The sequence below is a fragment of the Streptomyces purpureus genome, from assembly GCF_014648195.1.
In the GTDB taxonomy this organism is placed as follows: domain Bacteria; phylum Actinomycetota; class Actinomycetes; order Streptomycetales; family Streptomycetaceae; genus Streptomyces; species Streptomyces purpureus.
Genome location: NZ_BMQQ01000004.1, coordinates 91,486 through 118,445, shown reverse-complemented (window position 1 = coordinate 118,445; position 26,960 = coordinate 91,486). Strand labels below are relative to the sequence as shown.

The 26,960-nt window shown below is 73.2% G+C and carries 29 protein-coding genes and 1 pseudogene; 8 read left to right on the top strand and 22 right to left on the bottom strand.

What is annotated here, in order from left to right:
* Nucleotides 1-346: 346 nt before the first annotated feature.
* Complete coding sequence (locus IEZ01_RS07660; protein WP_189200606.1) at nucleotides 347-1,075, bottom strand: VIT1/CCC1 transporter family protein; 729 nt, start codon at nucleotides 1,073-1,075, stop codon at nucleotides 347-349.
* 320 nt (nucleotides 1,076-1,395) lie between these two features.
* Between IEZ01_RS07660 and IEZ01_RS07655 the strand changes: the two genes are divergently transcribed.
* From IEZ01_RS07655 to IEZ01_RS07625, 7 genes and pseudogenes are all read left to right on the top strand, one after another.
* Nucleotides 1,396-2,415: an ADP-ribosylglycohydrolase family protein gene (locus tag IEZ01_RS07655; RefSeq protein WP_019885462.1), complete on the top strand. Its 1,020-nt coding sequence runs from the start codon at nucleotides 1,396-1,398 to the stop codon at nucleotides 2,413-2,415.
* Nucleotides 2,412-3,662, top strand: coding sequence for an ADP-ribosylglycohydrolase family protein (locus tag IEZ01_RS07650; protein ID WP_019885463.1), 1,251 nt, complete (start codon nucleotides 2,412-2,414; stop codon nucleotides 3,660-3,662). Before IEZ01_RS07655 ends, IEZ01_RS07650 begins: the two co-directional genes overlap by 4 nt.
* Nucleotides 3,583-4,740: pseudogene (locus IEZ01_RS07645) on the top strand (ADP-ribosylglycohydrolase family protein); the annotation flags it as partial. The gene IEZ01_RS07650 and the pseudogene IEZ01_RS07645, both read left to right, overlap by 80 nt.
* Before the next feature lie 539 nt (nucleotides 4,741-5,279).
* Nucleotides 5,280-6,653, top strand: coding sequence for an ADP-ribosylglycohydrolase family protein (locus tag IEZ01_RS07640; protein WP_189200604.1), 1,374 nt, complete (start codon nucleotides 5,280-5,282; stop codon nucleotides 6,651-6,653).
* Nucleotides 6,650-7,558: a ribokinase gene (gene rbsK, locus IEZ01_RS07635; RefSeq protein ID WP_019885466.1), complete on the top strand. Its 909-nt coding sequence runs from the start codon at nucleotides 6,650-6,652 to the stop codon at nucleotides 7,556-7,558. Before IEZ01_RS07640 ends, rbsK begins: the two co-directional genes overlap by 4 nt.
* The gene (locus IEZ01_RS07630) at nucleotides 7,555-8,790 is read left to right on the top strand and encodes a CaiB/BaiF CoA transferase family protein (RefSeq protein WP_189200602.1); all 1,236 of its coding nucleotides are present in this window, start codon (nucleotides 7,555-7,557) and stop codon (nucleotides 8,788-8,790) included. Before rbsK ends, IEZ01_RS07630 begins: the two co-directional genes overlap by 4 nt.
* Entirely contained in the window at nucleotides 8,787-9,581 is a 795-nt protein-coding gene (locus IEZ01_RS07625; protein ID WP_189200600.1) for an HpcH/HpaI aldolase/citrate lyase family protein, read from the top strand. Before IEZ01_RS07630 ends, IEZ01_RS07625 begins: the two co-directional genes overlap by 4 nt.
* 292 nt (nucleotides 9,582-9,873) lie before the next feature.
* On the opposite strand, the gene lgt is transcribed toward IEZ01_RS07625, so the two are convergent.
* The 11 genes from lgt to hisI all read right to left on the bottom strand — a co-directional run bounded on the left by lgt (nucleotide 9,874) and on the right by hisI (nucleotide 18,544).
* On the bottom strand, nucleotides 9,874-10,845 hold the full coding sequence (lgt, locus tag IEZ01_RS07620) for a prolipoprotein diacylglyceryl transferase (protein ID WP_028797419.1): 972 nt from the start codon (nucleotides 10,843-10,845) through the stop codon (nucleotides 9,874-9,876).
* A gap of 70 nt (nucleotides 10,846-10,915) precedes the next feature.
* Nucleotides 10,916-11,734 carry a DsbA family protein gene (locus IEZ01_RS07615; RefSeq protein ID WP_019885470.1) on the bottom strand — a complete coding sequence of 273 codons (819 nt, stop codon included), beginning with the start codon at nucleotides 11,732-11,734 and terminating at the stop codon, nucleotides 10,916-10,918.
* Nucleotides 11,735-11,797: 63 nt separating this feature from the next.
* The gene (trpA, locus tag IEZ01_RS07610) at nucleotides 11,798-12,613 is read right to left on the bottom strand and encodes a tryptophan synthase subunit alpha (protein ID WP_189200598.1); all 816 of its coding nucleotides are present in this window, start codon (nucleotides 12,611-12,613) and stop codon (nucleotides 11,798-11,800) included.
* Nucleotides 12,610-13,857: a tryptophan synthase subunit beta gene (gene trpB, locus IEZ01_RS07605; protein WP_189200596.1), complete on the bottom strand. Its 1,248-nt coding sequence runs from the start codon at nucleotides 13,855-13,857 to the stop codon at nucleotides 12,610-12,612. Before trpB ends, trpA begins: the two co-directional genes overlap by 4 nt.
* 141 nt (nucleotides 13,858-13,998) lie before the next feature.
* Nucleotides 13,999-14,157: a tryptophan biosynthesis modulator TrpM gene (gene trpM, locus IEZ01_RS07600; RefSeq protein ID WP_019885473.1), complete on the bottom strand. Its 159-nt coding sequence runs from the start codon at nucleotides 14,155-14,157 to the stop codon at nucleotides 13,999-14,001.
* A gap of 7 nt (nucleotides 14,158-14,164) precedes the next feature.
* Nucleotides 14,165-14,974 (bottom strand): indole-3-glycerol phosphate synthase TrpC, encoded by an 810-nt coding sequence (gene trpC, locus IEZ01_RS07595; RefSeq protein ID WP_028797420.1) that lies wholly within the window; start codon nucleotides 14,972-14,974, stop codon nucleotides 14,165-14,167.
* A 136-nt stretch (nucleotides 14,975-15,110) separates the two neighbouring features.
* On the bottom strand, nucleotides 15,111-15,566 hold the full coding sequence (locus tag IEZ01_RS07590; RefSeq protein WP_019885475.1) for a DUF2752 domain-containing protein: 456 nt from the start codon (nucleotides 15,564-15,566) through the stop codon (nucleotides 15,111-15,113).
* Between the two features lie 80 nt (nucleotides 15,567-15,646).
* Nucleotides 15,647-15,895 (bottom strand): HGxxPAAW family protein, encoded by a 249-nt coding sequence (locus tag IEZ01_RS07585; RefSeq protein ID WP_019885476.1) that lies wholly within the window; start codon nucleotides 15,893-15,895, stop codon nucleotides 15,647-15,649.
* 111 nt (nucleotides 15,896-16,006) lie between these two features.
* A complete protein-coding gene (locus IEZ01_RS07580; protein WP_019885478.1) occupies nucleotides 16,007-16,666 on the bottom strand; it encodes a TIGR02234 family membrane protein in 660 nt (219 codons plus the stop codon).
* Between the two features lie 14 nt (nucleotides 16,667-16,680).
* The gene (locus tag IEZ01_RS07575) at nucleotides 16,681-18,180 is read right to left on the bottom strand and encodes an anthranilate synthase component I (protein WP_189200594.1); all 1,500 of its coding nucleotides are present in this window, start codon (nucleotides 18,178-18,180) and stop codon (nucleotides 16,681-16,683) included.
* Between the two features lie 4 nt (nucleotides 18,181-18,184).
* Entirely contained in the window at nucleotides 18,185-18,544 is a 360-nt protein-coding gene (hisI, locus tag IEZ01_RS07570) for a phosphoribosyl-AMP cyclohydrolase (RefSeq protein WP_019885480.1), read from the bottom strand.
* An 84-nt stretch (nucleotides 18,545-18,628) separates the two neighbouring features.
* Here hisI and IEZ01_RS07565 point away from each other — a divergent pair, with 84 nt between their 5' ends.
* Nucleotides 18,629-19,264: a TIGR03085 family metal-binding protein gene (locus IEZ01_RS07565; RefSeq protein WP_028797421.1), complete on the top strand. Its 636-nt coding sequence runs from the start codon at nucleotides 18,629-18,631 to the stop codon at nucleotides 19,262-19,264.
* A 6-nt stretch (nucleotides 19,265-19,270) separates the two neighbouring features.
* Here the strand turns inward: IEZ01_RS07565 and IEZ01_RS07560 are convergent, their stop codons facing one another.
* The 10 genes from IEZ01_RS07560 to hisD all read right to left on the bottom strand — a co-directional run bounded on the left by IEZ01_RS07560 (nucleotide 19,271) and on the right by hisD (nucleotide 26,910).
* Nucleotides 19,271-20,512, bottom strand: coding sequence for an MFS transporter (locus IEZ01_RS07560; RefSeq protein WP_189200592.1), 1,242 nt, complete (start codon nucleotides 20,510-20,512; stop codon nucleotides 19,271-19,273).
* Complete coding sequence (locus tag IEZ01_RS07555) at nucleotides 20,509-21,093, bottom strand: winged helix-turn-helix domain-containing protein (RefSeq protein WP_189200590.1); 585 nt, start codon at nucleotides 21,091-21,093, stop codon at nucleotides 20,509-20,511. Before IEZ01_RS07555 ends, IEZ01_RS07560 begins: the two co-directional genes overlap by 4 nt.
* A gap of 118 nt (nucleotides 21,094-21,211) precedes the next feature.
* The gene (gene hisF / locus IEZ01_RS07550; protein ID WP_019885487.1) at nucleotides 21,212-21,967 is read right to left on the bottom strand and encodes an imidazole glycerol phosphate synthase subunit HisF; all 756 of its coding nucleotides are present in this window, start codon (nucleotides 21,965-21,967) and stop codon (nucleotides 21,212-21,214) included.
* Nucleotides 21,964-22,359, bottom strand: a complete 396-nt coding sequence (locus IEZ01_RS07545; RefSeq protein WP_019885488.1) for a RidA family protein — start codon at nucleotides 22,357-22,359, stop codon at nucleotides 21,964-21,966. The genes hisF and IEZ01_RS07545 overlap by 4 nt, the downstream gene beginning before the upstream one ends.
* Nucleotides 22,356-23,084, bottom strand: coding sequence for a bifunctional 1-(5-phosphoribosyl)-5-((5-phosphoribosylamino)methylideneamino)imidazole-4-carboxamide isomerase/phosphoribosylanthranilate isomerase PriA (gene priA / locus IEZ01_RS07540; protein ID WP_189200588.1), 729 nt, complete (start codon nucleotides 23,082-23,084; stop codon nucleotides 22,356-22,358). The genes IEZ01_RS07545 and priA overlap by 4 nt, the downstream gene beginning before the upstream one ends.
* Nucleotides 23,084-23,719, bottom strand: coding sequence for an imidazole glycerol phosphate synthase subunit HisH (gene hisH, locus IEZ01_RS07535; RefSeq protein ID WP_189200586.1), 636 nt, complete (start codon nucleotides 23,717-23,719; stop codon nucleotides 23,084-23,086). The genes priA and hisH overlap by 1 nt, the downstream gene beginning before the upstream one ends.
* Nucleotides 23,716-23,880 carry a CG2302 family histidine operon protein gene (locus IEZ01_RS07530; RefSeq protein ID WP_019885492.1) on the bottom strand — a complete coding sequence of 55 codons (165 nt, stop codon included), beginning with the start codon at nucleotides 23,878-23,880 and terminating at the stop codon, nucleotides 23,716-23,718. Before IEZ01_RS07530 ends, hisH begins: the two co-directional genes overlap by 4 nt.
* Complete coding sequence (gene hisB, locus IEZ01_RS07525; RefSeq protein WP_189200583.1) at nucleotides 23,877-24,470, bottom strand: imidazoleglycerol-phosphate dehydratase HisB; 594 nt, start codon at nucleotides 24,468-24,470, stop codon at nucleotides 23,877-23,879. The genes IEZ01_RS07530 and hisB overlap by 4 nt, the downstream gene beginning before the upstream one ends.
* The gene (locus IEZ01_RS07520) at nucleotides 24,467-25,573 is read right to left on the bottom strand and encodes a histidinol-phosphate transaminase (RefSeq protein WP_019885494.1); all 1,107 of its coding nucleotides are present in this window, start codon (nucleotides 25,571-25,573) and stop codon (nucleotides 24,467-24,469) included. The genes hisB and IEZ01_RS07520 overlap by 4 nt, the downstream gene beginning before the upstream one ends.
* On the bottom strand, nucleotides 25,570-26,910 hold the full coding sequence (gene hisD, locus IEZ01_RS07515; RefSeq protein WP_019885495.1) for a histidinol dehydrogenase: 1,341 nt from the start codon (nucleotides 26,908-26,910) through the stop codon (nucleotides 25,570-25,572). Before hisD ends, IEZ01_RS07520 begins: the two co-directional genes overlap by 4 nt.
* Nucleotides 26,911-26,960: the final 50 nt, after the last annotated feature.

Below are 26,960 nucleotides of genomic sequence, written 5' to 3'. Positions count from 1 at the left end.
GTGTCTCATCGACGGGCCGGATCCGCCCAGGGAGATTGGTCACAGCGGCCGTGAGACGCGCGAAACCCCGCCGGGGGCGGGGGGTGCGAGGGCTGGGCCGTACGGGCGACGGCGCCCGGCCCGCGCAGGGGCCGACGCCGCAGGGCCGTACGGGCGAACAGCGGCCCCAGGGCCTGCCGCCGGGCCGTACGGGCGGCACCCGGGCCGCAGTAGGCGCCGGGCGCGACGGGCGACCGTAAAGGGCCGGCGCCCGTCACGCGTGTATGACCCACGCGTATACGGCCCACACGCATGGCGCCGCCACGCGCGTGGGCGCCGTCACGCGCCTACGGCCTACGCGTACGACTCAGAGTGCCGCGCCGAAGAGCATGCCGAGGCCGTACGTGACGGCCGCCGCGGCGCCACCCAGGGCCAGCTGGCGCAGGCCGCTGAACCACCACGTGCGGGCGGTGACCCGGGCCACCAGCGCGCCGCAGGCGAACAGGCCGAGGAGCGCGAGCAGCACCGCCGGCCACAGGGCGGTCGCGCCCAGCAGGTACGGCAGGACGGGCAGCAGGGCGCCGAGCGCGAACGAGCCGAACGACGACACGGCGGCGACCATCGGCGACGGCAGGTCGTCCGGGTCGATGCCGAGCTCCTCGCGGGCGTGGATCTCCAGCGCCTGCTCGGGGTCGCGGGAGAGCTGCATGGCGACCTCGCGGGCGAGCGCGGGCTCGACGCCGCGGGCCACGTACAGCGCGGCGAGCTCCTCCATCTCGTCGATGGGATGCTTGCGCAACTGGTGCCGCTCGACGTCCAGTTCGGCCTGGACGAGCTCACGCTGCGAGGCGACGGAGGTGTACTCCCCCGCGGCCATGGAGAAGGCGCCCGCGGCGAGACCGGCGAGGCCGGTGATGACGATGGTCTGCTGGGAGACGGCGCCTCCGGCGACACCGGTCATCAGGGCGAGGTTGGAGACGAGTCCGTCCATCGCGCCGAAGACCGCCGGACGCAGCCAACCGCCGTTCACATCGCGGTGCGTGTGATTGTCGCGGTGCGCCTCGTGAAGCGTCGCCTCGGTCTCGATGATGGACACAGCTCTCCCCTTACGTTTCTCGCGGTCCGGCTCCCCGATGGGTCCGCTCCCCCGCCAACACCCCCGAAAATACGCCCGATGTAAGGGGTCTGCCAGCAAGTAAGGCCTTACTTACGAAGGTCTGCCTCAGGTAGGTGAACCTCAGAAAGGCCACCCTGACCAGCGGGGGAGCATGGCGACGCCGACCGGTGCGGGCCACCGTGCCGGGCCTGGGCGGCCGGAGTGTCAGCCGGGTGACTCCGGCGCCTCGCCCGACTCCCGGGCCCCGCCGTGTGGCACAGATCCAGGAGGGGCTCGGGTACGCAGGAAGGGGCCAGGCGTTGGAGGCGATTGCATGCGATCCGGTCCACGGTGAGGCCGAGACGCTACGGGACCGGGCGCAGGGCGCGCTGCTCGGTCTGGCGGTCGGCGACGCGCTCGGCGCCCCGGCCGAGAACATGCGGCCCTCCGAGATCCGGCGCCGGTGGGGCCGGATCGAGGGGTTCGTGACGGACAGTCCGGCCGGTACGGACGACACCGAGTACGCGATCTTCTCCGGGCTGCTGCTGGCCCGGCACGGTTCGGCGCTGACCGTCGCCCATGTGGAGAAGGCGTGGCACCACTGGATCGCGGATCTGGACGAGGGCCCGTTCCGCGGGGCGGGCTTCAGCGAGCGGGGCACGCTGGAGAACCTGCGGCGCGGGCTGGCCGCCCCGATCTCCGCGCAGCACCGGCACGCCTGGAGCGACGGACTGGCCATGCGGGCGGCGCCGTTCGGGGTGTTCGCCGCGGGCCGCCCGGCGGAGGCGGCCCGCCTGGTCGCCATCGACGGCTGCGTCAGCCACGACGGGGAGGGCATCTACGGCGGCCAGGCGGTGGCGGCGGGCGTCGCGGCGGCGATGTCCGGGGCGGGGGTGACGTCGGTCATCGCGGCGGCGCTTTCGGTGGTCCCGATGGATTCGTGGACGGCGCGCTCGATACGGCGCGCGGTGGTCGCGGCGCAGCGCGTGGAGCGGGACCCGCTGATCCGCGAACGTACGGTCCGCTCGGCCGTGGTCATCGGCGGCTACCCCTGGACCGACCTCGCCCCGGAGGCCGTAGGCCTCGCCTTCGGCGCGTTCGCGGCGGCGCGCGGCGACTTCCGTACGGCGGTGCTCACGGCCGTGAACATGGGCCGGGACGCGGACACGACGGCGGCGGTGGCGGGAGCGCTGTCCGGCGCGATGTCGGGCGCGAGCGCGATCCCCGAGGAGTGGTCCTCGGCGATCGGCCCGGTCCGCGGCAGTTGTCTGCCCTCGATGCGGGGCTACCACGTGCTGGACATCGCGGAGCTGCTGACCCCGGAGGAGGAGTCGAGATGACGGACCTGGGTTCCATGGAAGGGGGTGGGGCCCGGGCCCCCGCCCCCCACCCCCGCCGAGTCGAGGGGATGCTGCTGGGGCTGGCCGCCGGGGATGCCGCCGGGTGGCCCGCCGCGCGGCATCGGGCCGCGCGGATGCCGGAGTGGACGCGGCGGCTCACCCGGGAGCTCGACACGTTCGCCGAGCAGAACGCCACCACCACCCTGCCCGTGCCCATCGCCCTCAACCAGCCTCCCGAGCCCCTGCGGCTCGGGCCCTCCGACGACGCCGAGTGGGCCGCGTTCACCGCCGAGGCCGTACTCGCCGCCTCCGGCGAGGTCTTCCTGGGGATCGCGCCCGGCCTGCGGCTGCGCGCCGCCGTCGATCTCGCCTGGAACTCCCTCGCCGGCCAGATCGCCGCCGCCGCCGACCGCGCCCCCGAGGTCGAGTCCGCCGTCCTGCCCCTGCGCGCCCGGATCTCCGTACGCGCCGGGCTCGGCAACCTCGCCACCGGTCTGCGCCCGCCCGCCACCGGCCACGACAACCCGCACTACTTCGACGACGCCGCCTGCGTCCGCGCCGCCGTCCTCGCCGTCGTCCATCCGGGCGATCCCCAATCGGCCGCCGAACTCGCCGAGTTCGACGCCCGGTACACCCAGGACGGGGACGGCGTGCACGGCGCCCGCGCCATGGCCGCGGCCGTCTCGGTGGCGCTCGGCGGGGCCGGGGTCGACGACGCCGTGGAGGCGGCGCTCGACCAGCTCCCGCCCGCCACCGAGATCGGCCGCAACGCCCAGCACGCCGTCAAGACCGCCCGCACCGCGAGCAGCGCGTTCGAACTCGTCCCGCTCCTGGAGCACGAGATCGTCGACCACGTCTACAGCTACGGCATCGCGGCTGCCGAAACCGTCCCCGTCGCCCTCGCCCTCGCGACCGTGGCCCGGGGCCAGGTCGCCGCGGCCCTTCCCGCCGCCGCCTGCCTCTCTCGCGTCGCGGACTCCGCGCCCGCCCTCGTCGGGGCGCTGACCGGCGCGCTCGGCGGCGCGGACGCGATCCCCGCGACCTGGCGCGAGGCCTGCCGCACCCTCGCGGGCTGCGCGCTGCCGCGCCTCGCGGGCACCGACCTCGTCGAACTCGCCGAGCGGCTCGCACCCACGGAACTGACCACCCAAGGTGGACAATTCCGGCATGACGACCACAGTGGCCGGGAGGGTCACCACACTCGAGGACAGGATCACGGGCAGTCTCGTCGGAGCGGCCGTCGGTGACGCGCTCGGCGGCCCGGTCGAGGGGTACAGCCCCGACCAGATCGTCCAGCGCCACGGCGGCCGGGTCACCGGCATCGTCGGCCCCTGGAACGGCGCCCACTGGCGCACCGCCCGCCCCCTCGCCCCGTACCACAAGGGCAACGGACACGTCACCGACGACACCCTGATGACCCACGCGCTGATCCGCGTGTACGACACGGTCCGCGACCACCTCGACGCGTACTCGACGGCCGACCACCTGGTCCCCCAGCTCATGGGGACCCCTGTCTGGATCCCCGAGCTGGAGACCGAGGCGCTCCCCCTCCAGCGGATCTTCCTCGCCGAGAAGTGGCTCGTCGCCCGGCTGCACTACGGGCACGTCGACCCGCGCGAGGCCGGCAACGGAAACATCGTCAACTGCGGTGCGGCGATGTACATGGCGCCGGTCGGTCTGGTCAACGCCGCCCATCCGCGCGCCGCGTACGCCGAGGCCCTGGACCTCGCCGGGGCGCACCAGTCGTCGTACGGTCGGGAGGCGGCGGGGGTCTTCGCGGCGGCGGTCGCGGCGGCCTGCGCACCGGGGGCGACCCCGGAGTCGGTGGTCGAGACGGCGGTGGCGCTGGCCAAGGACGGCACCCAGGCGGCGATCGAGGCGGTGGCCGAAGTGGCCCCCGGCCACGCGGACTTCGAGTCGGCGCTCGTCCCGCTCCGGGAGGCGGTCGCGCCGTTCGACACCGTCGGCCCGGACTACCGCTCGCCGTCCCTCGGCGCCCGGCGCCCCTCCCGGCTGCACTCGATCGAGGAGCTGCCCATCGCGCTGGGAATGCTGCTGATCGAGGGCGGCGACTACCGGCGTACGGTCCTGGGCGCCGTCAACTACGGCCGGGACTGCGACTCGATCGCCACGATGGCCGGCGCGCTCGTGGGCGCGCTGCACGGCGAGGCGGCGGTGCCGGCCGAATGGGCGACGGCGGTCGCCGAGGCGAGCAGGCTGGACCTGCGGGCCCCCGCGACGGTCCTGGCCGGGGTCGCCCGGGAGATCTTCGCCCGCGACGTGGCCCGCCGCCGCGCCCACGAGGCCGCGTTCGCGTCCTTGACGGACCCGGCCGGCCCGACGAGCCTGACGGACGTGCCGGGCGGCATGACCAAGACCCCGGGCCTGGCGGAGGTGCCGAGCCTCACGGACGTGCCGGGCGGCATGACCAAGACCCCGAGCCTGACGGAGGTACCGAGCCTCACGGACGTGCCGGGCGGCATGACCAAGACCCCGGGCCTGACGGAGGTGCCGAGCCTCACGGACGTGCCGGGCGGCATGACCAAGACCCCGGGCCTGGCGGAGGTACCGAGCCTCACGGACGTGCCGGGCGGCATGACCGAGACCCCGGGGCCGGCGGGGTTGCCGAGCCTGACGGAGGTGCCGGTCCTGACGGACGTGCCGGACGTGTCCGGCCTGACGGATCTGCCCGAGGGGGCAGCCCCACCAGCCACACCAGCCCCGGTCTCCTCAGCCCTCCCGACCGCCCCCGCCGACGCGCCGCCCCACCCGGCCACCCCAGCAATCCCGACCGCCCCCGCTGACACAGCCCACCCGGCCACCCCAGTCGGCCCCGCCCGCCCCACCAACCTCGCGGACCCCACATGACCCTCCGTCTCACCTGGGTCCAGCCGGAGGACCTCGTCGCGCATGAGCTGCGCCAGGCACACGAGGACGGGCGCGCCCCGCACACCCTCGAGTTCCAGTGGCTCTCCCACGGTGGCCACCCCGCCCCGCCCGCCTCCGGCGCCTCCCTCACCCCGGCGCCCCATCTGCGCCCCCTGGCCGAGCGGCTCCTCGCCGACCTGGCCGCCCTTCCGAGCCCGCTCGCGCCCCGGGAGCCGGGCGGCCTCGGCGCGATCGTCGCCGCCTGCCCGGACTGGCCCCGGACACCGCCGTCCGGACCGTGTCCGGCGGACGACCGGCTCCGCGGCGCGCTGCACGCCGCGTGGCTCGGCCGGGCCGCGGGGTGTCTGCTGGGGAAGCCGGTCGAGAAGCTGCCCCTGGCCGGTATCCGCGCCCTGGCCCGGGCCGCCGGCAACTGGCCCCTGGTCGGCTGGTTCACCGCACGCGGCGTGCCCGCCGAGCTCACCGCCACGTACCCCTGGAACAGACGCTCCGCGCCGACCTCGCTCGCCGAGAACATCGACGGGATGCCCGAGGACGACGACCTCAACTACCCGCTGCTCAATCTGCTGCTCCTGCGGCGGTACGGGCCGGACTTCACCACCGCCGACGTCGCCCGGCTCTGGCTCGACGAGCTGCCCGCCGGGCGGACGTTCACCGCCGAGCGGGTCGCGTACCGCAACCTCCTCGACGGCATCGAGCCCCCGCTGACCGCCGTCGTCCGCAACCCCTTCCGGGAGTGGATCGGCGCCCAGATCCGCGCCGACGTGCACGGCTGGACTCACCCCGGCGACCCCGGGGCCGCCGCCGCGCAGGCCTACCGTGACGCCTCCCTCACCCACACGGCCAACGGCCTGTACGGGGCGCTGTTCGCGGCCGCCGTGACCGCCACCGCCGCGACCGGCACGGCCGACGTCCACCAGTGCCTCGCCGCCGGTCTCACCGTCGTACCGCCCGGCTCGCGTCTCGCCCAGGCCGTCCGCCTCGGAATCGACACCGCCCGGCGCCACCAGGACTTCGACACCGTCGCCGACCGCCTCCACGACGCCCTCGGCGCGTACCACTGGGTGCACGCCGTCCCCAACGCCGCTCTGGTCGCCGCCGCCCTCACCCATGCCGACGGCGACTTCTCCCGCTCCATCTGCTCCGCGGTCTCCGGCGGCTGGGACACCGACTCCAACGGCGCCACCGCCGGCTCGGTCGCCGGTCTGCTCGCCGGCCACCCGGACCGGATCCCCGCCCGCTGGACGGACCCGCTCAAGAACCGGCTCGCCACCTCCGTCGGCGGCTTCGACGGCATCGGCTTCGACGCGCTCGCCACACTCACCCTCCAGGAGGTACGCCCCGTATGACCAGCATCGTCGTGCTCGGCAGCACCAACATGGACCTGGTCGCCTACGTCGCCAGGGCCCCGGCCCGGGGCGAGACCGTCACCGGCCGGGAGTTCCGTACGGTCCCCGGCGGCAAGGGCGCCAACCAGGCCGTCGCCGCCGCCCGCGCCGGAGCCGAGGTGTCGATGATCGGCGCGGTCGGCACGGACGACTTCGGGGTACGCCTCCGGGCCGCGCTGGACGGCGCGGGCGTCGACACGGACCTTCTGCGCACCGCCGAGGGACCCTCCGGCACCGCCCACATCGTCGTCGACGACGAGGGGGGCAACGCCATCGTCGTCATTCCCGGCGCCAACGGCGCCGTCACCGCGCTCACCCACGGCGACGAGGCCCTGATCGGCAACGCCGACGCGCTGCTCCTCCAGCTCGAACTGCCCCTGTCGGTGGTGACGGAGGGCGCCCGGACCGCCCGCCGCCTCGGGGTACGGACGATCCTCACCCCCGCGCCCGCCAAGCCGCTGCCGCCCGAACTCGTCGCCGCCACCGACCTGCTGGTGCCCAACGAACACGAGGCCGCCGCCCTCACCGGCGTGACCGACCCGTACGCGGCGGCCGAGGCGCTGCTGCGGGTCGTGCCCGAGGTCGTGATCACGCTCGGGGCGCGGGGAAGTCTGTACGCCTCCCGCGAGGCCCCTCCGGTCACGGTGTCCGCGCCGCGGGTGACGGCCGTGGACACGACCGCCGCCGGGGACACCTTCGTCGGCGCCCTGGCCGTCGCCCTCGGCGAGGGCCGTCCGGTGCCCGGCGCCCTGGCCTGGGCGTCGGTCGCGGCCGCGCTGTCGGTCCAGCGGCCGGGCGCCTCGACGTCGATGCCGTACCGCTCCGAGATCGACATGGAGACCAACTCGCGAATGGACGCCCTGTGACCCAGCCACGTCATCAGCCGCCGCCCGAGCCGCACCCCCACACCGACGCCCAGCCCCTGCACGGACTCCGCGTACTCGACCTCGCCACCCTCTTCGCCGGGCCCATCGCCGCCACCATGCTCGGCGACTTCGGAGCCGACGTCATCAAGATCGAGCACCCCCGCAGGCCCGACCCGTCCCGGGGCCACGGCCCCGCCAAGGACGGCGTCGGGCTGTGGTGGAAGGTCCTGGGCCGCAACAAGCGCACGGTCACCCTCGACCTGTCCACCCCCGGCGGCCGCGACACCCTGCTGCGGCTCGCCGCCACCGCCGATGTCGTCGTGGAGAACTTCCGTCCCGGCACCCTGGAGAAGTGGGGTCTGGGCTGGGAGGAGCTCTCCACCGTCAACCCCCGGCTGGTCCTCACCCGGGTCACCGGCTTCGGACAGTTCGGTCCGTACGCGCACCGTCCCGGCTTCGGCACGCTCGCCGAGGCGATGAGCGGCTTCGCCGCCATCACCGGCGAGCCGGACGGTCCGCCCACCCTGCCGCCGTTCGGCCTCGCCGACTCGATCACCGCGCTGGCCACCGCGTACGCCGTGATGACCGCGCTCAGCGCGCGCGAGCGCACCGGGCGCGGGCAGGTCGTCGACATGGCGATCATCGAGCCGATCCTCTCGGTTCTCGGCCCGCACGCCCTCTGGTACGACCAGCTCGGCTACGTCCAGCCCCGCACCGGCAACCGCACCCGTAACAACGCCCCCCGCAACACCTACCGCACCGCCGACGGCTCCTGGGTCGCCGTCTCCACTTCCGCCCAGTCGATCGCGGAACGCCTGATGCTTCTGGTCGGCCGGCCCGAGCTGATCGACGAGGAGTGGTTCGCCACCGCCGCCGGGCGGGTCGCGCACGCGGACGTCCTGGACGAGGCCGTCGGCTCCTGGATCGCCCGGCACACCCGCGACGAGGCGCTGGCCGCGTTCGAGAAGGCGGAGGCGGCGATCGCGCCGGTCTACGACATCCGGGACGTGCTGGCCGATCCGCAGTTCCAGGCCCTGGACACCATCACCGAACTCCCCGATCCCGAGCTGGGCACCATCCGGATGCAGAACGTCCTCTTCCGGCTCTCCGAGACCCCGGGCGCCATCCGCTGGCCGGGCCGCCCGCACGGCGCCGACACCGCCGACGTCCTCGCCGAGCTGGGCCTGAGCCCCGCCGAGATCACCTCCCTGGCCACCGAAGGCGCCCTATGACGACCCCGCTGACCTGGCTGTACGTGCCCGGCGACCGGCCGGAGACGGTCCGCAAGGCGCTCGCCTGCGGCGCCGACGTGGTCATCGTCGACCTGGAGGACGCGGTGGCCCCCGAGCGCAAGGCGTACGCGCTGGCCGCCACGGCCGAGCTGCTCACCACCCGCCATGAGGTCCCGGTCCATGTCCGGGTCCACGCCGAGCCGGACATCGAGGCCTTGTGCGCCCTGCCAGGCCTGGCCGCCCTGCGGCTGCCGAAGACCGCCACCCCGTCCCAGGTCCACCGCGCGGCCGCTCTTGCCCCGGGCATCGCGCTCCACCCCCTGCTGGAGTCCGCGCTCGCCGTGGAACACGCCTATGCCATCGCCACCGCCCACCCTTCGGTGGCGGGCATCGCTCTCGGCGAGGCGGATCTCCGCGCCGACCTGGGCGTACGGGACGAGGCCGGGCTGCTGTGGCCGCGCAGCCGGGTCGTGGTCGCCGCCCGCGCGGCCCGGCTGCCCCCGCCGGCCCAGTCGGTCCACCCCGACATCCGGGACCTGGAGGGACTCGCGGCGAGCTGTGCGCGGGGCCGGGCGCTGGGCTTCATGGGCCGGGCGGCGATCCACCCGTGCCAGCTGCCGGTCATCGAACGGGCCTACCTGCCGACGCCGGAGGAGGTCGCCTCGGCGCGCGAGATCGTCCACGCCGCGACGGCCCGCGAGGGCGCCCAGGCCCTGCCGGACGGCCGCTTCGTCGACCCGGCCCTGGTGGCCTGCGCCCACCGCACCCTGACCCTGGCCGACCGTCTGTGACAAGCCCGGGGCCCGCCGGACCGTGCGATCCGACGTCACCCCTGCCCCCGCCTCTTGCCCGCCACGGCCGACCCCGCCCTGGCAGATGCCAGCCTCGCCGAACCCGCGCGCGGGCCGCCGCCACCGCGACCCGACACACGACAGGGCCGCCGCCAATGCCCGCCACGGCCCACCCCGCCCTGGCAGGTACCAGGCTCGCCGAACCCGCGCGGGCCGCCACCACTGCCGGACACACGACGGGGCCGCCGGACCCTGTGTGGTCCGGCGGCCCCGTACGACGGCCATGTCCTGCTCAGCCCTTGGCGGCCGACCCCGATCCGGAGTTCTCGGCCTGGTCCGGCTTGTCCTTCCGCTCCACGGCGGAGTCATCGGCATCGGCGGTCTTCGGGGCGGCGTCCTCCACCCCGTCCTCGTCCTCGTCCTTGCCCGCTTCGACGGGGGCCGCCGCGTCCCTCGGCGGTTCCACGACCGCCTCCCGGCCGGGCCGCACCCGGGCGGAGATCACGATGTACGCCACGGCCAGCATGAAGACGAAGATCGCGGTCCAGACGTTGAGCCGCAGCCCCAGCACATGGTGCGCCTCGTCGACCCGCATGTACTCGATCCAGCCGCGGCCTGCGCAGTACGCGGCGACGTACAGCGCGAACGCCCGGCCGTGGCCCAGCTTGAAGCGGCGGTCCGCCCAGATCACCAGGAGGGCGACGCCGACGCACCACAGCGACTCGTAGAGGAAGGTCGGGTGGTAGATCCCGGCCTCGCGGTTCGCGCCCGCGGTGATCTTCAGGCCCCACGGCAGGTCCGTCGGCTTGCCGTACAGCTCCTGGTTGAACCAGTTGCCCCAGCGGCCGATGGCCTGGGCGAAGGCGATGCCGGGCGCGAGGGCGTCGGCGTACGCGGGCAGCGGGATGCCCCGGCGGCGGCAGCCGATCCACGCGCCGACCGCGCCGAGCGCGATGGCGCCCCAGATGCCGAGGCCGCCCTCCCAGATCTTGAAGGCGTCGACCCAGTTCTCACCCTCGCTGAAGTACAGCTGGTAGTCGGTGATCACGTGGTAGAGGCGGCCGCCGACGAGGCCGAAGGGCACGGCCCAGACGGCGATGTCGGCCACGGTGCCGGCTTTGCCGCCGCGGGCGACCCAGCGCTTGTTGCCGTACCAGACGGCGACGAAGACACCGATGATGATGCAGAACGCATAGCCGCGCAGCGGGAGGGGTCCGAGGTGGATCACTCCGGTCGACGGGCTGGGAATGTAGGCAAGGTCCATGGCAGACCCGACGCTACCGTGCCGGGTGGGCGAAGCGGCAACCGCACCCGGCTACGTCTGAGTAACGGGGTCAGCCGGGCGAGGGGGAATTCGGCTTCCGGGTCTTGTTGGCCTCGTCGACCCACTTCTTCAGATTCTCCGGGGAGATCTGCTCGTCCCCCTTCGACGGGAAGATCGATTCTCCGTTGAGCAGCACGGTCGGGGTGCCCTGGAAGTCGCTCTTCTGGAAGGCCTCGTTCGACTTCACCACCCAGCTGTCGTGCTTGCCCTCCTGCACACAGCTGCGGAAGGCGGGGGTGTCGAGGCCTTCGACCTTGCCCGCCAGCTCGATCAGCCGGTCGTTCTTGGCGAAGGCGTCGTCGGGCTCCGGCGGCTGGTTGATGTACAGCTCGTCGTGGTACGGCGTGAACTTTCCGGCGTCCTGCGCGCAGGCGGCGGCGTTGGCGGCGCGCAGGGAGCCGCTGCCGCCCATGTTCCGGTCGATGAGCGTGGCGAGGCGGTACTCGACCTTGAGCTTCTTGGCCGCCTCCAGCTCGTGGATGGTGTCCCGGAACCCGTTCTCGAAGGAGGCGCACGCGGGGCAGCGGAAGTCCTCCCAGATCGTGAGCGTGGACGGGGCGTCGGGCGAGCCGGTCGGGATCGCCAGCTGATCGTCGCCGTTGGCGCCGGTGGGGGCGACGACGGGGCCGGTGGCGCTGTCACCGTCGGCGCCCTTGCCGCCGGTGTTGGCGGCGATCACGCCGACGACCGTGGCCAGGGCCAGCACGCCCACCACGGCGGACGACACGATCAGCAGACGCCGTCGCTTCTCGCGCGCCTTCTGCCGCTCGCGCTCCTCGTGGAGCCGCTCCCGGGCGCTTCGCTTTGCATCACGGTTCTTCTCGCTCACGCCTCGCAAACGAACCGGGGAGGCACGTGCGTGCCTCCCCGGTCCCACTTCCACCCGTTCGGACTACGAATCGCGATGGACGCCCTCGGCGAGTTCGGCCGCCAGTTCGCGTACGGCGGCCACACCGGACGCGTGGTCGTCGGCGTCCAGCATCCGCTTGACGAAGGCGGAGCCGACGATGACGCCGTCGGCGAAGCCGGCCACCTCGGCGGCCTGCTGCGCGTTGGAGACGCCGAGGCCGACACAGACCGGCAGCTCGCTCGTGGCCCGGGTGCGCCGGACCAGGTCGGCGGCCTGCTCGCCGACGGACTCGCGGGTGCCGGTGACGCCCATCAGCGAGGCGGCGTAGACGAAGCCGGAGCCGGCCGAGGTGATGGTGGCCAGGCGCTCGTCCTTGCTGCTGGGGGCGACGACGAAGACGGTGGCGAGGCCGTGCTTGTCGGCGTGCTCGCGCCACAGCGCGGACTCCTGCACCGGCAGGTCGGGCAGGATGCAGCCGGCGCCGCCGGCCTCGGCGAGCTCGGCGGTGAAGCGTTCGACGCCGTAGCGGTCGATGGGGTTCCAGTAGGTCATGACCAGCACCGGCTTGCCGGTGGCGGCGTAGGCCTCCTTGACGGTGCGCATCACGTCGGCGATCTTGACGCCGCCGCGCAGGGCGATGTCGTCGGCGGTCTGGATGACCGGGCCGTCGAGGACCGGGTCGCTGTGCGGGAGGCCGATCTCGACGATGTCGGCGCCGCCGTCGAAGACGGCCTTGACGGCCTCGATGCCGCCGTCGACGGTCGGGAACCCGGCCGGCAGGTAGGCGATGAGCGCGGCCCGGTTCTCGGACTTCGCCTTGGCGAGGGTCTCGCTCAGGATTTGGATGTTGCCGCTCACTTCGAGTCCCCCTCGGCGGTGTCGTCGTACAGCCCGAAGTAGCGGGCGGCGGTGTCCATGTCCTTGTCGCCGCGGCCGGAGAGGTTGACCACGATCAGCCCGTCCTTGCCGAGCTCCCGGCCGACCTCCAGCGCGCCGGCGAGGGCGTGGGCGGACTCGATGGCCGGGATGATGCCCTCCGTGCGGGAGAGCAGCCGCAGGGCCTGCATGGCGGCGTCGTCGGTGACCGCGCGGTACTCGCCGCGGCCGGTGTCCTTGAGGTAGGAGTGCTCCGGGCCGATGCCGGGGTAGTCCAGGCCGGCCGAGATCGAGTACGGCTCGGTGATCTGGCCCTCGTCGTCCTGGAGGACGTAGGACCGGGAGCCGTGCAGGATGCCCGGCTCGCCGGCGGTGAGGGTGGCGGCGTGTTCGCCGGTCTCGACGCCGTGCCCGGCGGGCTCGCAGCCGATCAGGCGGACGTCGGTGTCCGGGATGAAGGCGTGGAAGAGGCCGATGGCGTTGGAGCCGCCGCCGACGCAGGCGACGGCCGCGTCGGGCAGCCGGCCGGCCCGCTCCAGGATCTGGCGGCGGGCCTCGACGCCGATGACGCGGTGGAAGTCGCGGACCATCGCCGGGAAGGGGTGCGGACCGGCGACCGTACCGAAGAGGTAGTGGGTGCGGTCCACGTTGGCGACCCAGTCGCGGAACGCTTCGTTGATGGCGTCCTTGAGGGTGCGGCTGCCGGAGGCGACGGGGACGACCTCGGCGCCGAGCATCCGCATCCGGGCGACGTTGAGCGCCTGGCGCTGGGTGTCGATCTCACCCATGTAGATGGTGCACTCGAGGCCGAAGAGCGCGCAGGCGGTGGCGGTGGCGACGCCGTGCTGGCCGGCGCCGGTCTCGGCGATGACCCGGGTCTTGCCCATGCGCTTGGTGAGCAGGGCCTGCCCGAGCACGTTGTTGATCTTGTGCGAGCCGGTGTGGTTGAGGTCCTCCCGCTTGAGGAAGATGCGGGCGTCGCCCGCGTGCTCGGCGAACCGGGGGACCTCGGTCAGCGCGCTGGGCCGGCCGGTGTAGTGGACCATCAGGTCGTTCAGCTCGGCGGCGAAGGCGGGGTCGGCCTTGGCCTTCTCGTACTCGACGGCGACCTCGTCGACGGCGGCGACGAGCGCCTCGGGGATGAACTTGCCGCCGTAGGCGCCGAAGTACCCCTCGGCGTTGGGGACTTGACCCTGGGGGTCCGGAATGAAGAACTCGCTGGACATGCGACTGCTCCTCGCGGGGCGGGGCCCCGTGTGACGTGCGGTTCGATGGCGACGTTATGCGCGCGATCCGCCGCCGTCCCGTGTGGGCAATCGTCCCCCTGGACCACGTCAGGGGGTGGGCACAACGGGCTTACGGACGGGTCAGATCGCGCGCGTGAAGCGCGCGCACCATCGCATGCCGTTGACCTGGCCCGGCTCGTCGCCGATCACGTACCGCACGCGTCGCCCGTGCACGCGCCGCGCGGGCGCCCGGCAGCCGCGGGGGCGGCAGCCGGGGGCGAGGCGGGCGGCGATGGGCATGGTCGGGTCAGCTCCGGCCGTGGCGCAGGGCCGGGTGGGCGCCGGCGGCGACCAGGTCGGCGACGGCGGCCTTGGGGTCGCGGCCGGTGACCAGGGACTCGCCGACCAGGACCGCGTCGGCGCCGGCGTTGGCGTAGGCGATCAGGTCGTGCGGGCCGCGGATGCCGGACTCGGCGATCTTGACGATGCCGGCCGGGATCTCGGGTACGACGCGCTCGAAGGTGGAGCGGTCGACCTTGAGGGTCTTCAGGTCGCGCGCGTTGACGCCGATGATGCGGGCGCCCGCGTCGACGGCCCGCTCGACCTCGTCCTCGTCGTGGACCTCGACCAGCGGCGTGAGGCCGATGGACTCGGCCCGCTCGATCAGGGAGACCAGGGCCTCCTGCTCGAGCGCGGCGACGATGAGCAGCGCCAGGTCGGCGCCGTAGGCCCGCGCCTCCCAGAGCTGGTACGCGGTGACGATGAAGTCCTTGCGCAGGACGGGGATGTCGACCCGGCCGCGGACGGCCTCCAGGTCGGCGAGGGAGCCGCCGAAGCGGCGCTGTTCGGTGAGGACGGAGATGACGGCCGCGCCACCCGCCTCGTAGTCCGCGGCGAGACCCGCGGGATCGGCGATCGCGGCAAGAGCGCCCTTCGACGGGCTGGAGCGCTTGACCTCGCAGATGACCTGGACGCCGTCGCCGCGCAGGGCGGCGACTCCGTCCCTGGCCTGCGGCGCCTTCTCCGCGCGCTCCTTGAGCTCGTCGAGGGAGACCCGCGCCTGCCGCTCTGCGAGGTCGGCGCGTACGCCTTCGATGATCTCGTCGAGCACACTCACGCGAGAGGCCCCCTTCCGGGACGGTGATGTAGGTCGATGTGGGCCAGGATCAGCCATCTCGATGGTATCCGCAGGACGGCGAAGCGCCCGCATCCGGTTGACGACCGTCCCACTACCTGGGACTTCTCCGACCGGCTCAGGGGGCGAGGGCGGCCCCGAAGGGAAGGTTCCGTACGACGGTGAAGATCACCAGGACGGCTCCCAGGGCCCACCACCAGACGGGGCCCGCGGTGACCCGTACGGGCAGTCCGCGGACGGCCCGAACCAGCCAGAGGGCCATCAGGACGGCGAAGACGCCGTAGCCGGCGACGGCGAGCGCGTTGGCGCCGAGGGCGGTGGCGATGTCGCCGTGGACGACGGCGTGGGCGCTGCGCAGCCCGCCGCAGCCGGGGCAGAGGATGCCGGTGAAGCGGAGCATGGGGCAGACGGGGTAGTGGCCCGGCTCGTTCGGGTCGACCAGGCCGACGTACGTCCAGGCGGCGGCGACGGCGGTGAGGGTGGCGAGCGGGGTGGCGAGCCGCCGGGCGAGCGGCGGGGGCGCCGCCGGCAGCGGGGCGGGCGGCGGGGCTACGGGCTGAGGCTGGGCGTCCACCCGGTGATTGTCCCCGTCGACGCGCGAAGGCGCAGCCCGGCCTTGCCGGACCGCGCCTTCACAGGAGGCTGAGAAGGGCCTCAGGGCGCGCTCTGCGCCGCGGCCGCGGCGCGGGCCTGGACCGACGCCTCCGACTCCTTGGGCATGCCGAGGCCGGCCATCTTCATCGCGAGGCCGACGACACCTCCGAGCAGGACGACCACCATGCCGGCCCAGAAGCCGAGCGGGTTGGCCGCGACCATGAAGACTCCGGCGATGCAGAAGCCGATGAAGGAGATGGTGACACCGGTCCAGGCGGCCGGGGTGTGTCCGTGGGCGCTGCCCGCCATGAGTTTGCTCCTCGTTGCTGGTGCTGGGTGAGGTCCCGCCGAATGCGGACACTCGCCGCCCATTGTCCCGTACGGGGGGCCGTGGGCGTGATCTGGGGGTGGGGGGCGGGCTCAGGCCTCGCGGGTGGGGTCCTCGCCGCGGTCGAGCGCCTTCCAGAGGTCCTCGGGGCGGTCGGGGTCGACGGCCGCCGGGGCCTTGCGGGGGCGGGGGGCGCCGTCGCGTTCGTACCGGCCGCCCATGGAGGGCCAGGCCTTGCCGTAGCGGAGCGCGAGCAGTCCGGCGATGAGGATGAGCGCTCCGGCGCCGACGGTGACGTACGGCCAGGCGGTGTGGGTGAGCGCGCCGACGGTGGCGGCGGTGTCGCCGGTGGTGCGGGCGGCCTTCTCGTCGAGGGCGGCGCTGTCGGAGGCGCCGAGCAGGGCGGCGGTGGCCGCGCCGGCGCCGCTCAGTGCGAGCAGGCAGGAGACGAGGAGCCGGCCGCCGCTGCGGACGGCGAAGACGGCGACCAGGGCGGCGAGGCCGACCACGGCGAGCGCGGAGGGGACGCCGGTGACGTCGCCGCCGGAGGCTTCCAGCGGGACGGTGCCGCCGCCGACCGCTGCCGTGCCCTTGGCCCAGATCTGGCCCGAGGAGAGCAGCGCGACGGTGGCGCCGGCACCGCCCAGGACGAGGGCCGCGGCGAGGCTGCGCCGGCCGCCGGTGGCGGCGCGGGCGGCTCCGGCGCGCGCGGCGCGGGGCTGGGGTACGGGTACGGCACTCACGTACCCCACTATCCCCTACGGCGTCAGGCGCCGTTCATCCGGTTGGCGGTGTGGACGGCGCGGAGTACGGCGGCTGCCTTGTTGCGGCATTCGTTGTCCTCGGCGACGGGGTCGGAGTCGGCGACGACACCCGCTCCGGCCTGCACGTACGCGGTGCCGTCGCGGAGGAGGGCGGTGCGGATGGCGATGGCGGTGTCGGAGTCGCCGGCGAAGTCGAGATATCCGACACATCCGCCGTACAGGCCGCGCCTGGAGGGTTCGAGCTCCTCGATGATCTGCATGGCGCGGGGCTTGGGGGCGCCGGAGAGGGTGCCGGCGGGGAAGCAGGCGGTGAGTACGTCGAAGGCGGTGCGGCCTTGGGCGACCCGGCCGGTGACGGTCGAGACGATGTGCATGACGTGCGAGTACCGCTCGATCGACATGAAGTCGACGACCTCGACGGAGCCGGGCTCGCAGACGCGGCCCAGGTCGTTGCGGCCGAGGTCGACGAGCATCAGGTGCTCGGCGCGCTCCTTGGGGTCGGCGAGGAGCTCCTCGGCGAGGTCGTGGTCCTCCTGCGGGGTGGCGCCGCGGTGCCGGGTGCCGGCGATGGGGTGGAGCATGGCCTGGCCGTCCTCGACCTTGACCAGGGCCTCGGGCGAGGAGCCGACGACGTCGAAGCCGTTCTGGAACCGGAAGAGGTACATGTACGGCGACGGGTTGGTGGCCCGCAGGACGCGGTAGACGTCGAGCGCGGAGGCGGTGCAGGGGGTCTCGAACCGCTGCGAGGGGACCACCTGGAAGGCCTCGCCGGCGCGGATGCGCTCCTTGATGTCCTCGACGGCGTCCTGGTAGGCGGGGCCGCCCCACAGGGCGGTGTACTCGGGCAGGGCGGAGTCGGGCAGCGCGGCCGGGGTCTGGGCCACGGCGCGGGAGAGGTCGGCCTCCATGGCGTCGAGGCGGGCGACGGCGTCGGCGTAGGCCTCGTCGACGCCGGTGTCGAGGTCGTTGTGGTTGATCGCGTTGGCGATGAGCAGGACCGTGCCGTCCCAGTGGTCCAGGACGGCCAGGTCGCTGGTGAGGAGCATGGTCAGCTCGGGGAGCTTCAGGTCGTCCTGGGTGCTCTCGCCGATGCGCTCCAGGCGGCGCACGATGTCGTAGCCGAGGTAGCCGACCATGCCGCCGGTGAAGGGCGGCATTCCCCCCACGAGGTCGCGGGGAGTGTGCAGGGTCTCGACGGTGGCGCGCAGGGCTTTGAGCGGGTCGCCTTCGAGGGGGACGCCGACCGGCGGGGTGCCGAGCCAGTGCGCCTGGCCGTCCTTGACGGTGAGGGTGGCGTCGCTGCGGACGCCGATGAAGGAGTAGCGAGACCACAACTGGGCTGTGCGGCCGTTCTCGGCGGATTCCAGCAGGAACGTGCCGGGGCGTTCGGCGGCGAGCTTGCGGTAGAGCCCGACGGGGGTGTCGCCGTCCGCGAGGAGCCTGCGGCTGACCGGGATGACGCGGCGATCGGCCGCCAGCTTGCGGAAGGTGTCGAGATCCATGCGGCTACTTTCCCAGCGGGAGGACGTCGGCGTCGAAGCAGGTGCGGGCACCGGTGTGGCAGGCGGCCCCCACCTGGTCGACCTTGACCAGGACGGTGTCGGCGTCGCAGTCGAGGGCGACGGACTTGACGTGCTGGACGTGGCCGGAGGTGTCGCCCTTGACCCAGTACTCCCCGCGGCTGCGGGACCAGTAGGTGCAGCGGCCGGTCGTGAGGGTGCGGTGCAGGGCCTCGTCGTCCATCCAGCCCAGCATCAGCACCTCGCCGGTGTCGTACTGCTGCGCGATGGCGGGCACGAGGCCGTCGGGGCTGCGCTTGAGGCGGGCGGCGATGGCCGGGTCCAGATTGCTGGGCGTGCTGGTCATGACGCCATTGTGCCGTGGGCCACGGACAACGACGGCGGAGCGTCCACTGGGCGGACCGGCCCCGGCGGTCGTACGCTGGCGGGCATGTCGACCCATGCCAAGCGTGAACGACTTCTGCTCGCCGATCTGTTGGAGGCGGCCGGCCCGGATGCCCTGACGCTGTGCGACGGCTGGCAGACCCAGGACCTCGCGGCCCATGTGGTGGTGCGCGAGAGGCGGCCCGACGCGGCCGCCGGGGTGCTGCTGCCGGTGCTCAAGGAGCGGCTGGAGAGGGTGCAGGCCGAATTCGCCTCGAAGCCGTACGAGGAGCTGATCCAGCTCATCCGTACGGGTCCCCCGCGGATGTCCCCGTTCACGATCAAACAGGTCGACGAGGGTGCGAACACGGTCGAGTTCTATGTGCACGCGGAGGACGTCCGGCGGGCGCAGCGGGACTGGACGGCGCGCGAGCTGGACCCGGTCTTCGCGGACGTGCTGTGGGCGCGGCTTGAGCGGTCGGCGAGGGTGCTGTGCCGCCGGGCGCCGGTGGGTCTGGTGCTGCGCCGGCCGAACGGGCAGACGGTGGTGGCGCACCGCGGTACGCCGGTGGTGACGGTGTCCGGTGAGCCGGGTGAGCTGGTCATGTTCGCGTTCGGCCGGCAGGACGCTGCGCGGGTGGACATCGAGGGTGACAAGGACGCGATCGACCGGCTGCACGAGACGAAGCAGCTGGGGATCTGAGCGGGTCTAGCGCGGCAGTTCGGCCCGGCGCAGGGCCCGTACGGACAGGGCGTACACGCCGCCGAGCGCGCAGATCGCCGCGCTGGCGGTGAAGACGGGGCCGGGGCCCCACAGGCCCACGGCCGCGCCGGTGAGGGGGAAGCTCAGCGGGGCGACGCCGAGGCTGAAGAAGTGCGAGACGGAGGTGACCCGGCCCAGGTAGGCGGGGTCGCACTCGGTCTGGGTGAGCGCGCCGCACAGGGCGCCGCTGAGTCCGGCGAGCAGGCCGACGCAGAGGGCGACGGCTACGGCGACCGGGAGCAGGGGGACGTACGCGAGGGCGGCGATGGAGACCGCCCCGAGCGTGATGGTCCAGGCCATGACGGCTCCGGCGCGCGGTATCCGGCCCCTGACGGTCAAAAGGAGCGAGGCGGCACCGGCTCCGGTGCCGAAGCCCGCGAGGACCCAGCCGATGCCGGCGGCGCCCCAGCCGCGCGCGTCGGACAGGAGCGCGAGGCCGACGTTGAGCGGGCCGACGAAGCAGAGGTCGCTGAGGGCGATGACGATCATCAGCGGGCCGAGGACCTGGTGGCGCCGGATGTAGCGCAGGCCGTCGGCGAGGTCGCGTACGGCGGTGCCGCCGGCGTTCGCGGCCTGGTCCCCGGGCAGGGGGGCCACGCGCAGGGCGAGGAGCAGGGGCAGGGAGAACGCGAAGAGGAGTGCGGCCGTCCCGAACGCCGCGGCCGCTCCGCCGAGGGCGACGGCGAGTCCGCCGAGCGGGGCGCCGAGGACGAGGCCGGCCCGGTAGGCGAGGCCGCGCAGGCCCTGGACGCGGGCGAGCTGGTCGCGTGGGGCGATCCGGGGCGGCAGGGCGCCGACGGCGGGCATGAAGAGGGCGTCGACGCAGCCGAAGACGAGGGCGACGGCGGCGAGGAACCACAGGCCGGGTGAGGAGAGGAACAGCGAGGCGGCCACCGCGAGGACCACCAGGCAGCGGACGGTGTCGGAGACGACGACGACCCGGCGCGGGCCGAAGCGGTCGGCGACCACTCCCCCGCCGAGCATGAGCAGGGCGCGCGGCACGGCGCTGACGGCCAGGACGAGTCCTGCCTCGGCGGGTGTGCCGCCACGTACGGCGGCCCAGGACAGGGCGAGGTGGTAGACGCTGTCGCCGAGGGTGGAGGCGGTGTAGGCGGCCACCCAGCGCAGGACGTTGGGGTCGCGGTGGGCGGGGCGGGTCGCCGTCTGGGCGGCGAGTGTGGCCGTCATGAGCGGTAGGGGAAGCCGTGGAGGTGGACGGCGACGTTCTCGCGGCCCTCGGTGTCGCCGGCGGCTTCGGCTGCGCGGGCGGCCTGGTCGTGCTTCCTGAGGACGGCGTGCAGTTCCTCGCCGAGGGCGGCGAGCTCGGCGGCGGTGAGGCGGGGCAGCCACTCGGAGCTGATCGCGGCGGAGCGCCAGGCGTCGGACCAGGTGTGCCGTTCGTCGAGGAAGCGGGTGTGCATCTCGGCGCGCTGCTCGCCGAGGGTACGGCCGAAGGCGGCGCTGGCCGCGGCGAGTTCGGGGGCGTCCTTGAGGTCCTCGTCGTGGATGCTGAAGCCGTACGAGCTGGGCTGCCACCAGCGCTCGCGTCCGTCGGCCGACTGGGTCTCGGCCTCCTCGATCAGGCCGCCGTCGGCGAGCTTGCGCAGGTGGTAGCTGACGAGGGAGACGGCCTCGTCGACCTGGTCGGCGAGTTGTGAGGCGGTGGCGGTGCGGGCCACGAAGAGGGCGCGGTAGAGGCGCATCCGCAGCGGGTGCGAGATGGCCTTGAGGGTGCCGAGATCGGTGATCCGGCGCTCTGGCGAGGTCATGTCCACGACCGTAGATACGAAAGAAAACTTGCGCAACAGAAATTGCACAAATAATCCTGTGGATATGGCGAAAGAAGAAAGGGGCCCCCGCAGGGGCCCCCTCCTTGAAACGGCCGGTTCAGCGGACCGGGTGGCCCGCCTCCCGCAGCGCGCCCTTGACCTCGGAGATCCGCAGGTCGCCGAAGTGGAAGACGGACGCCGCCAGGACCGCGTCCGCGCCCGCCTCGATGGCCGGCGGGAAGTCGGCGAGCCGGCCGGCGCCGCCGGAGGCGATCACCGGGACCGTGACGTGCTTGCGCACGGCCGCGATCATCTCGGTGTCGTAGCCGTCCTTCGTGCCGTCCGCGTCCATCGAGTTCAGCAGGATCTCGCCCGCGCCCAGCTCGGCGGCGCGGTGCGCCCACTCCACGGCGTCGATGCCGGTGCCCCGGCGGCCGCCGTGCGTGGTGACCTCGAAGGAACCGCTCTCCGTGCGCCGGGCGTCCACCGAGAGGACCAGGACCTGGCGGCCGAACCGCTCAGCGATCTCCTGGATCAGCTCGGGCCGGGCGATCGCCGCCGTGTTCACCCCGACCTTGTCCGCGCCCGCGCGCAGCAGCTTGTCGACGTCCTCGGCGGCCCGGACCCCGCCGCCGACCGTGAGCGGGATGAAGACCTGCTCGGCGGTGCGGCGCACCACGTCGTAGGTGGTCTCCCGGTTGCCCGAGGAGGCGGTGATGTCGAGGAAGGTCAGCTCGTCGGCGCCCTCGGCGTCGTACAGCTTGGCCATCTCGACCGGGTCGCCCGCATCACGCAGGTTCTGGAAGTTGACGCCCTTGACGACGCGGCCGTTGTCCACGTCCAGGCAGGGAATGACCCGTACGGCGAGTGTCATCGCCCCTCCCCTCGGTAGGCCTCGATCTCGACCTCGACCAGGATGCGCGGGTCGACGAAGCCCTCGACCACCATCAGGGTCGCCACGGGGCGTACGGAGTCGAAGAGCTCCTGGTGGGCCCGGCCCACCGCGTCGATGTCCCGTACGTGCGTCAGGAACATGCGGGTGCGGATGACCGCGTCCGCCGTGAGCCCGAACTCGGCGATGGCCTCAAGAGCCGAGGTGAAGGCCACCTTCGCCTGCTCGTACGGGTCACCCTCGCCGTACAGGACGGTGCCCTTGAAGGACGTCGTGCCGCCGACGATCACCCGGTCGCCCGCGGCGACGGCGCGGGCGAAGCCGAACGCGTCCTCCCAGGGGCTGCCGCTCTGGAAACGCCGCACCTCGCTCATGACGCCACCGCCGCGAGCGCCTCTTCCAGGGTGAACGCCTTGGCGTACAGCGCCTTGCCGACGATCGCGCCCTCGACACCCTGCGGGACCAGCGCGGACAGGGCCCGCAGATCGTCCAGCGAGGAGACGCCGCCGGAGGCGACGACCGGCCTGTCGGTGGCGGCGCAGACGTTCTTCAGCAGCTCCAGGTTGGGGCCCTGGAGGGTGCCGTCCTTGGCGATGTCGGTGACGACGTAGCGGGCGCAGCCCTCGGAGTCGAGCCGGGCCAGCGTCTCGTACAGGTCGCCGCCGTCACGGGTCCAGCCACGGCCGCGCAGGGTCGTGCCGCGTACGTCCAGACCGACCGCGATCTTGTCGCCGTGCTCGGCGATGACCTTGGCGACCCACTCGGGGGTCTCCAGGGCGGCGGTGCCGAGGTTGACCCGGGTGCAGCCGGTGGCGAGGGCCGCGGCGAGCGTGGCGTCGTCGCGGATGCCGCCGGAGAGCTCGACCTTGATGTCCATCGCGGCGGTCACCTCGGCGACCAGGGCACGGTTGTCGCCGGTGCCGAACGCGGCGTCCAGGTCGACCAGGTGCAGCCACTCGGCGCCCGCGCGCTGCCAGGCGAGGGCGGCCTCCAGCGGGGAGCCGTAGGAGGTCTCCGTACCGGACTCGCCGTGCACGAGCCGGACGGCCTGGCCGTCGCGGACGTCGACGGCGGGAAGCAGTTCAAGCGTGCGGGACATCAGAGCGTTCCGATCCAGTTGGTGAGGAGCTGGGCGCCGGCGTCGCCGGACTTCTCGGGGTGGAACTGCGTCGCCCACAGCGCGCCGTTCTCGACCGCCGCGACGAACGGCTCGCCGTGCGTGGCCCAGGTGACCTGAGGCGCGCGCATCGCCGGGTTGGTGACCTCCAGGCCCCACTCGCGTACGGCGTAGGAGTGCACGAAGTAGTAGCGGGTCCCGGCGTCGAGGCCGGCGAAGAGCTCGCTGCCCTCGGGGGCGTCGACGGTGTTCCAGCCCATGTGCGGGACGACCGGGGCGCGCAGCGGCTCGACCGTGCCGGGCCACTCGTCGAGGCCCTCGGTCTCCACGCCGTGCTCGATCCCGCGCGCGAAGAGGATCTGCATCCCGACGCAGATACCCATGACCGGGCGGCCGCCGGAGAGCCTGCGGCCCACGATCCAGTCGCCGCGGGCGTCCTTGAGCCCCTGCATGCAGGCGGAGAAGGCGCCGACGCCGGGGACGAGGAGCCCGTCGGCGTTCATCGCCTTGTCGTAGTCACGGGTGATCTCGACGTCGGCGCCGACGTGGGCGAGGGCCCGCTCGGCGGAGCGGACGTTGCCGAAACCGTAGTCGAACACCACGACACGCTTGGTCATGACCACACATCCAGTCGCAGCACCCCGGCCGCCAGGCACATCGCGGCGCCGATGGAGACGAGCACGATCAGGCCCTTGGGCATCTGCTGCTTGACGAAGGAGTACACGCCACCGAGGAGGAACAGCCCGACGACGATCAGGACGGTCGAGAGGCCGTTCACAGCGCGCCCTTGGTCGACGGGAGAATGCCGGCCGCGCGCGGGTCGCGCTCGGAGGCGTAGCGCAGGGCGCGGGCGAGGGCCTTGAACTGGCACTCCACGATGTGGTGGGCGTTGCGCCCGTACGGGACGTGGATGTGCAGCGCGATCTGGGCCTGGGCGACGAAGGACTCGAAGATGTGCCGGGTCATCGTCGTGTCGTAGCTGCCGATCATCGGCGCCATGTTCTCCGGCTCGGTGTGCACCAGGTAGGGGCGGCCGGAGAGGTCGACGGTGACCTGGGCGAGGGACTCGTCCAGCGGGACCGTGCAGTTGCCGAAGCGGTAGATGCCGACCTTGTCGCCGAGCGCCTGCCGGAAGGCGGCGCCGAGCGCGAGGGCGGTGTCCTCGATGGTGTGGTGCGTGTCGATGTGCAGATCGCCGTCGGTCTTGACCGTGAGGTCGAACAGGCCGTGGCGGCCGAGTTGGTCGAGCATGTGGTCGTAGAAGCCGACACCTGTCGACACATCGACCTTTCCGGTGCCGTCGAGGTCTATCTCGACGACGACGGAGGTCTCCTTGGTGGTGCGCTCGACCCGTCCTACGCGGCTCATGAGCTCTGCTCCTTCTTGATTGCGCGAACCGCATCGAGGAACGCGTCGTTCTCTTCGGGGGTGCCGGCGGTGACCCGCAGCCATCCCGGTACGGCGTTGTCCCGGACCAGGACGCCCTGGTCGAGGATCCGCTGCCAGGCGGCGTGGGAGTCGTCGAACTTCCCGAACTGGACGAAGTTCGCGTCGGACGGCGTGACTTCGCAGCCGATCGCCCGCAGCTCGGTGACCAGCCGGTCCCGTTCCGACTTCAGCTGCTCCACGTAGCCGAGGAGGGTGTCGGTGTGCTCCAGGGCGGCCAGCGCGGTGGCCTGGGTGACGGCCGACAGGTGGTACGGCAGCCGTACGAGCTGCACGGCGTCGACCACGGCCGGGTGCGCGGCGAGGTAGCCCAGGCGGAGCCCCGCGGCGCCGAAGGCCTTGGACATCGTGCGGGAGATCACCAGATTCGGGCGGCCCTCGATGAGCGGCAGCAGCGAGTCGCGGTGGCTGAACTCGACATAGGCCTCGTCCACGACCACCAGGGACGGCTTGGCGGCCTGGGCGGCCTCGTACAGCGCGAGGACCGTCTCGGCCTCCACCGCGGTGCCGGTGGGGTTGTTGGGCGAGGTGATGAAGACGACGTCCGGCCGGTTCTCGGCGATCGCCTTCTCGGCGGCGGCGAGGTCTACGCGGAAGTCGTCGTTACGGGGTCCGGAGATCCAGCCGGTGCCGGTGCCGCGCGCGATCAGCGCGTGCATCGAGTAGGACGGCTCGAAACCGATGGCCGTACGGCCGGGTCCGCCGAAGGTCTGCAGCAGTTGCTGGAGGACTTCGTTGGAGCCGTTGGCGGCCCAGACGTTTCCTACGGAAACCGGGTGCTTTCCGGTCCGGGTGAGGTAGGCGGCGAGCGCGGTGCGCAGCTCGACGGCGTCCCGGTCGGGGTAGCGGTTGAGGCCGCGGGCGGCCTCGGTGACCCGCTCGGCGATCCGCGCGACGAGCGGCTCGGGCAGCGGGTAGGGGTTCTCGTTGGTGTTCAGCTGGACGGGCACGTCGAGCTGCGGGGCGCCGTACGGCGACTTGCCGCGCAGTTCGTCCCGGATGGGAAGGTCGTCGATGCCGGTCACTGCTGGGGGACCTTCCATCCGAACCTCGCCTTGAGGGCGGCGCCGTGCGCGGGCAGGTCCTCGGCCTCGGCCAGCGTCACCACGTGGTGGGTGACCTCGGCGAGGGCGTCGCGGGTGTAGTCGACGATGTGGATGCCGCGCAGGAAGGACTGCACGGAAAGGCCCGAGGAGTGGCAGGCGCAGCCGCCGGTGGGCAGGACGTGGTTGGAGCCGGCGCAGTAGTCGCCGAGGGAGACCGGGGCCCAGGGGCCGACGAAGATCGCGCCGGCGTTGCGGACCCGCTCGGCGCGGGCAGCGGCGTCCGCGGTCTGGATCTCCAGGTGCTCGGCGGCGTACGCGTCGACGACCTTGAGGCCGTCCTCAAGGTCGTTGACGAGGACGATCGCGGACTGCCGGCCCGCGAGGGCGGGGACGATCCGGTCGTCGACGTGCTTGGTCGCGGCGACCTGGGTCTTGAGCTCCCGCTCGGTGGCGGCGGCGAGCTCCTCGGAGTCGGTGACCAGGACGGCGGCGGCCATCGGGTCGTGCTCGGCCTGGCTGATCAGGTCGGCGGCGACGTGGACCGGGTCGGCCGTGTCGTCGGCGAGGATCGCGATCTCGGTCGGGCCGGCCTCGGCGTCGATGCCGATGCGGCCCTTGAGGAGGCGCTTGGCGGCGGCGACGTAGATGTTGCCGGGGCCGGTGACAAGGTTGACCGGGGCGCAGCCGGCCTCGTCCTCGGTGCCTTCGGTGCCGTACGCGAACATGGCGATGGCCTGGGCGCCGCCGGCGGCGTACACCTCGTCGACGCCGAGCAGCGCGCACGCGGCCAGGATGGTGGGGTGCGGCAGGCCGCCGAACTCCTTCTGCGGGGGCGAGGCGATGGCGACGCCCTCGACGCCGGCCTCCTGGGCCGGGACGACGTTCATGACGACGGAGGACGGATAGACGGACCGGCCGCCGGGCACGTAGAGGCCCACGCGCTCGACCGGGACCCACTTCTCGGTGACCGTGCCGCCGGGCACGACCTGGGTGGTGTGGGTGGTGCGGCGCTGCTCGCGGTGGACCAGGCGGGCGCGGCGGATGGACTCCTCCAGCGCGGCGCGGACGGCCGGATCCAGTTGGTCGAGGGCGTCGGTGAGGGCCTCCACGGGCACCCGGACCGACGTGAGGCGCACCCCGTCGAGTTTCTCCCCCCACTCGATCACCGCCGCCGAGCCACGATGGCGTACGTCCTCGCAGATGGGCCGCACCTTCTCCAGGGCGGCTTCCACGTCGAACTCGGCACGGGGCAGCAGGTCGCGCAGTGCGCCACCCTCGGGGAGGGCGTCGCCGCGCAGATCGATTCGAGAGATCACGGGATCAATTCTCGCAGACCGTCCCACCACGCCGGTCGCCTGTATCACTG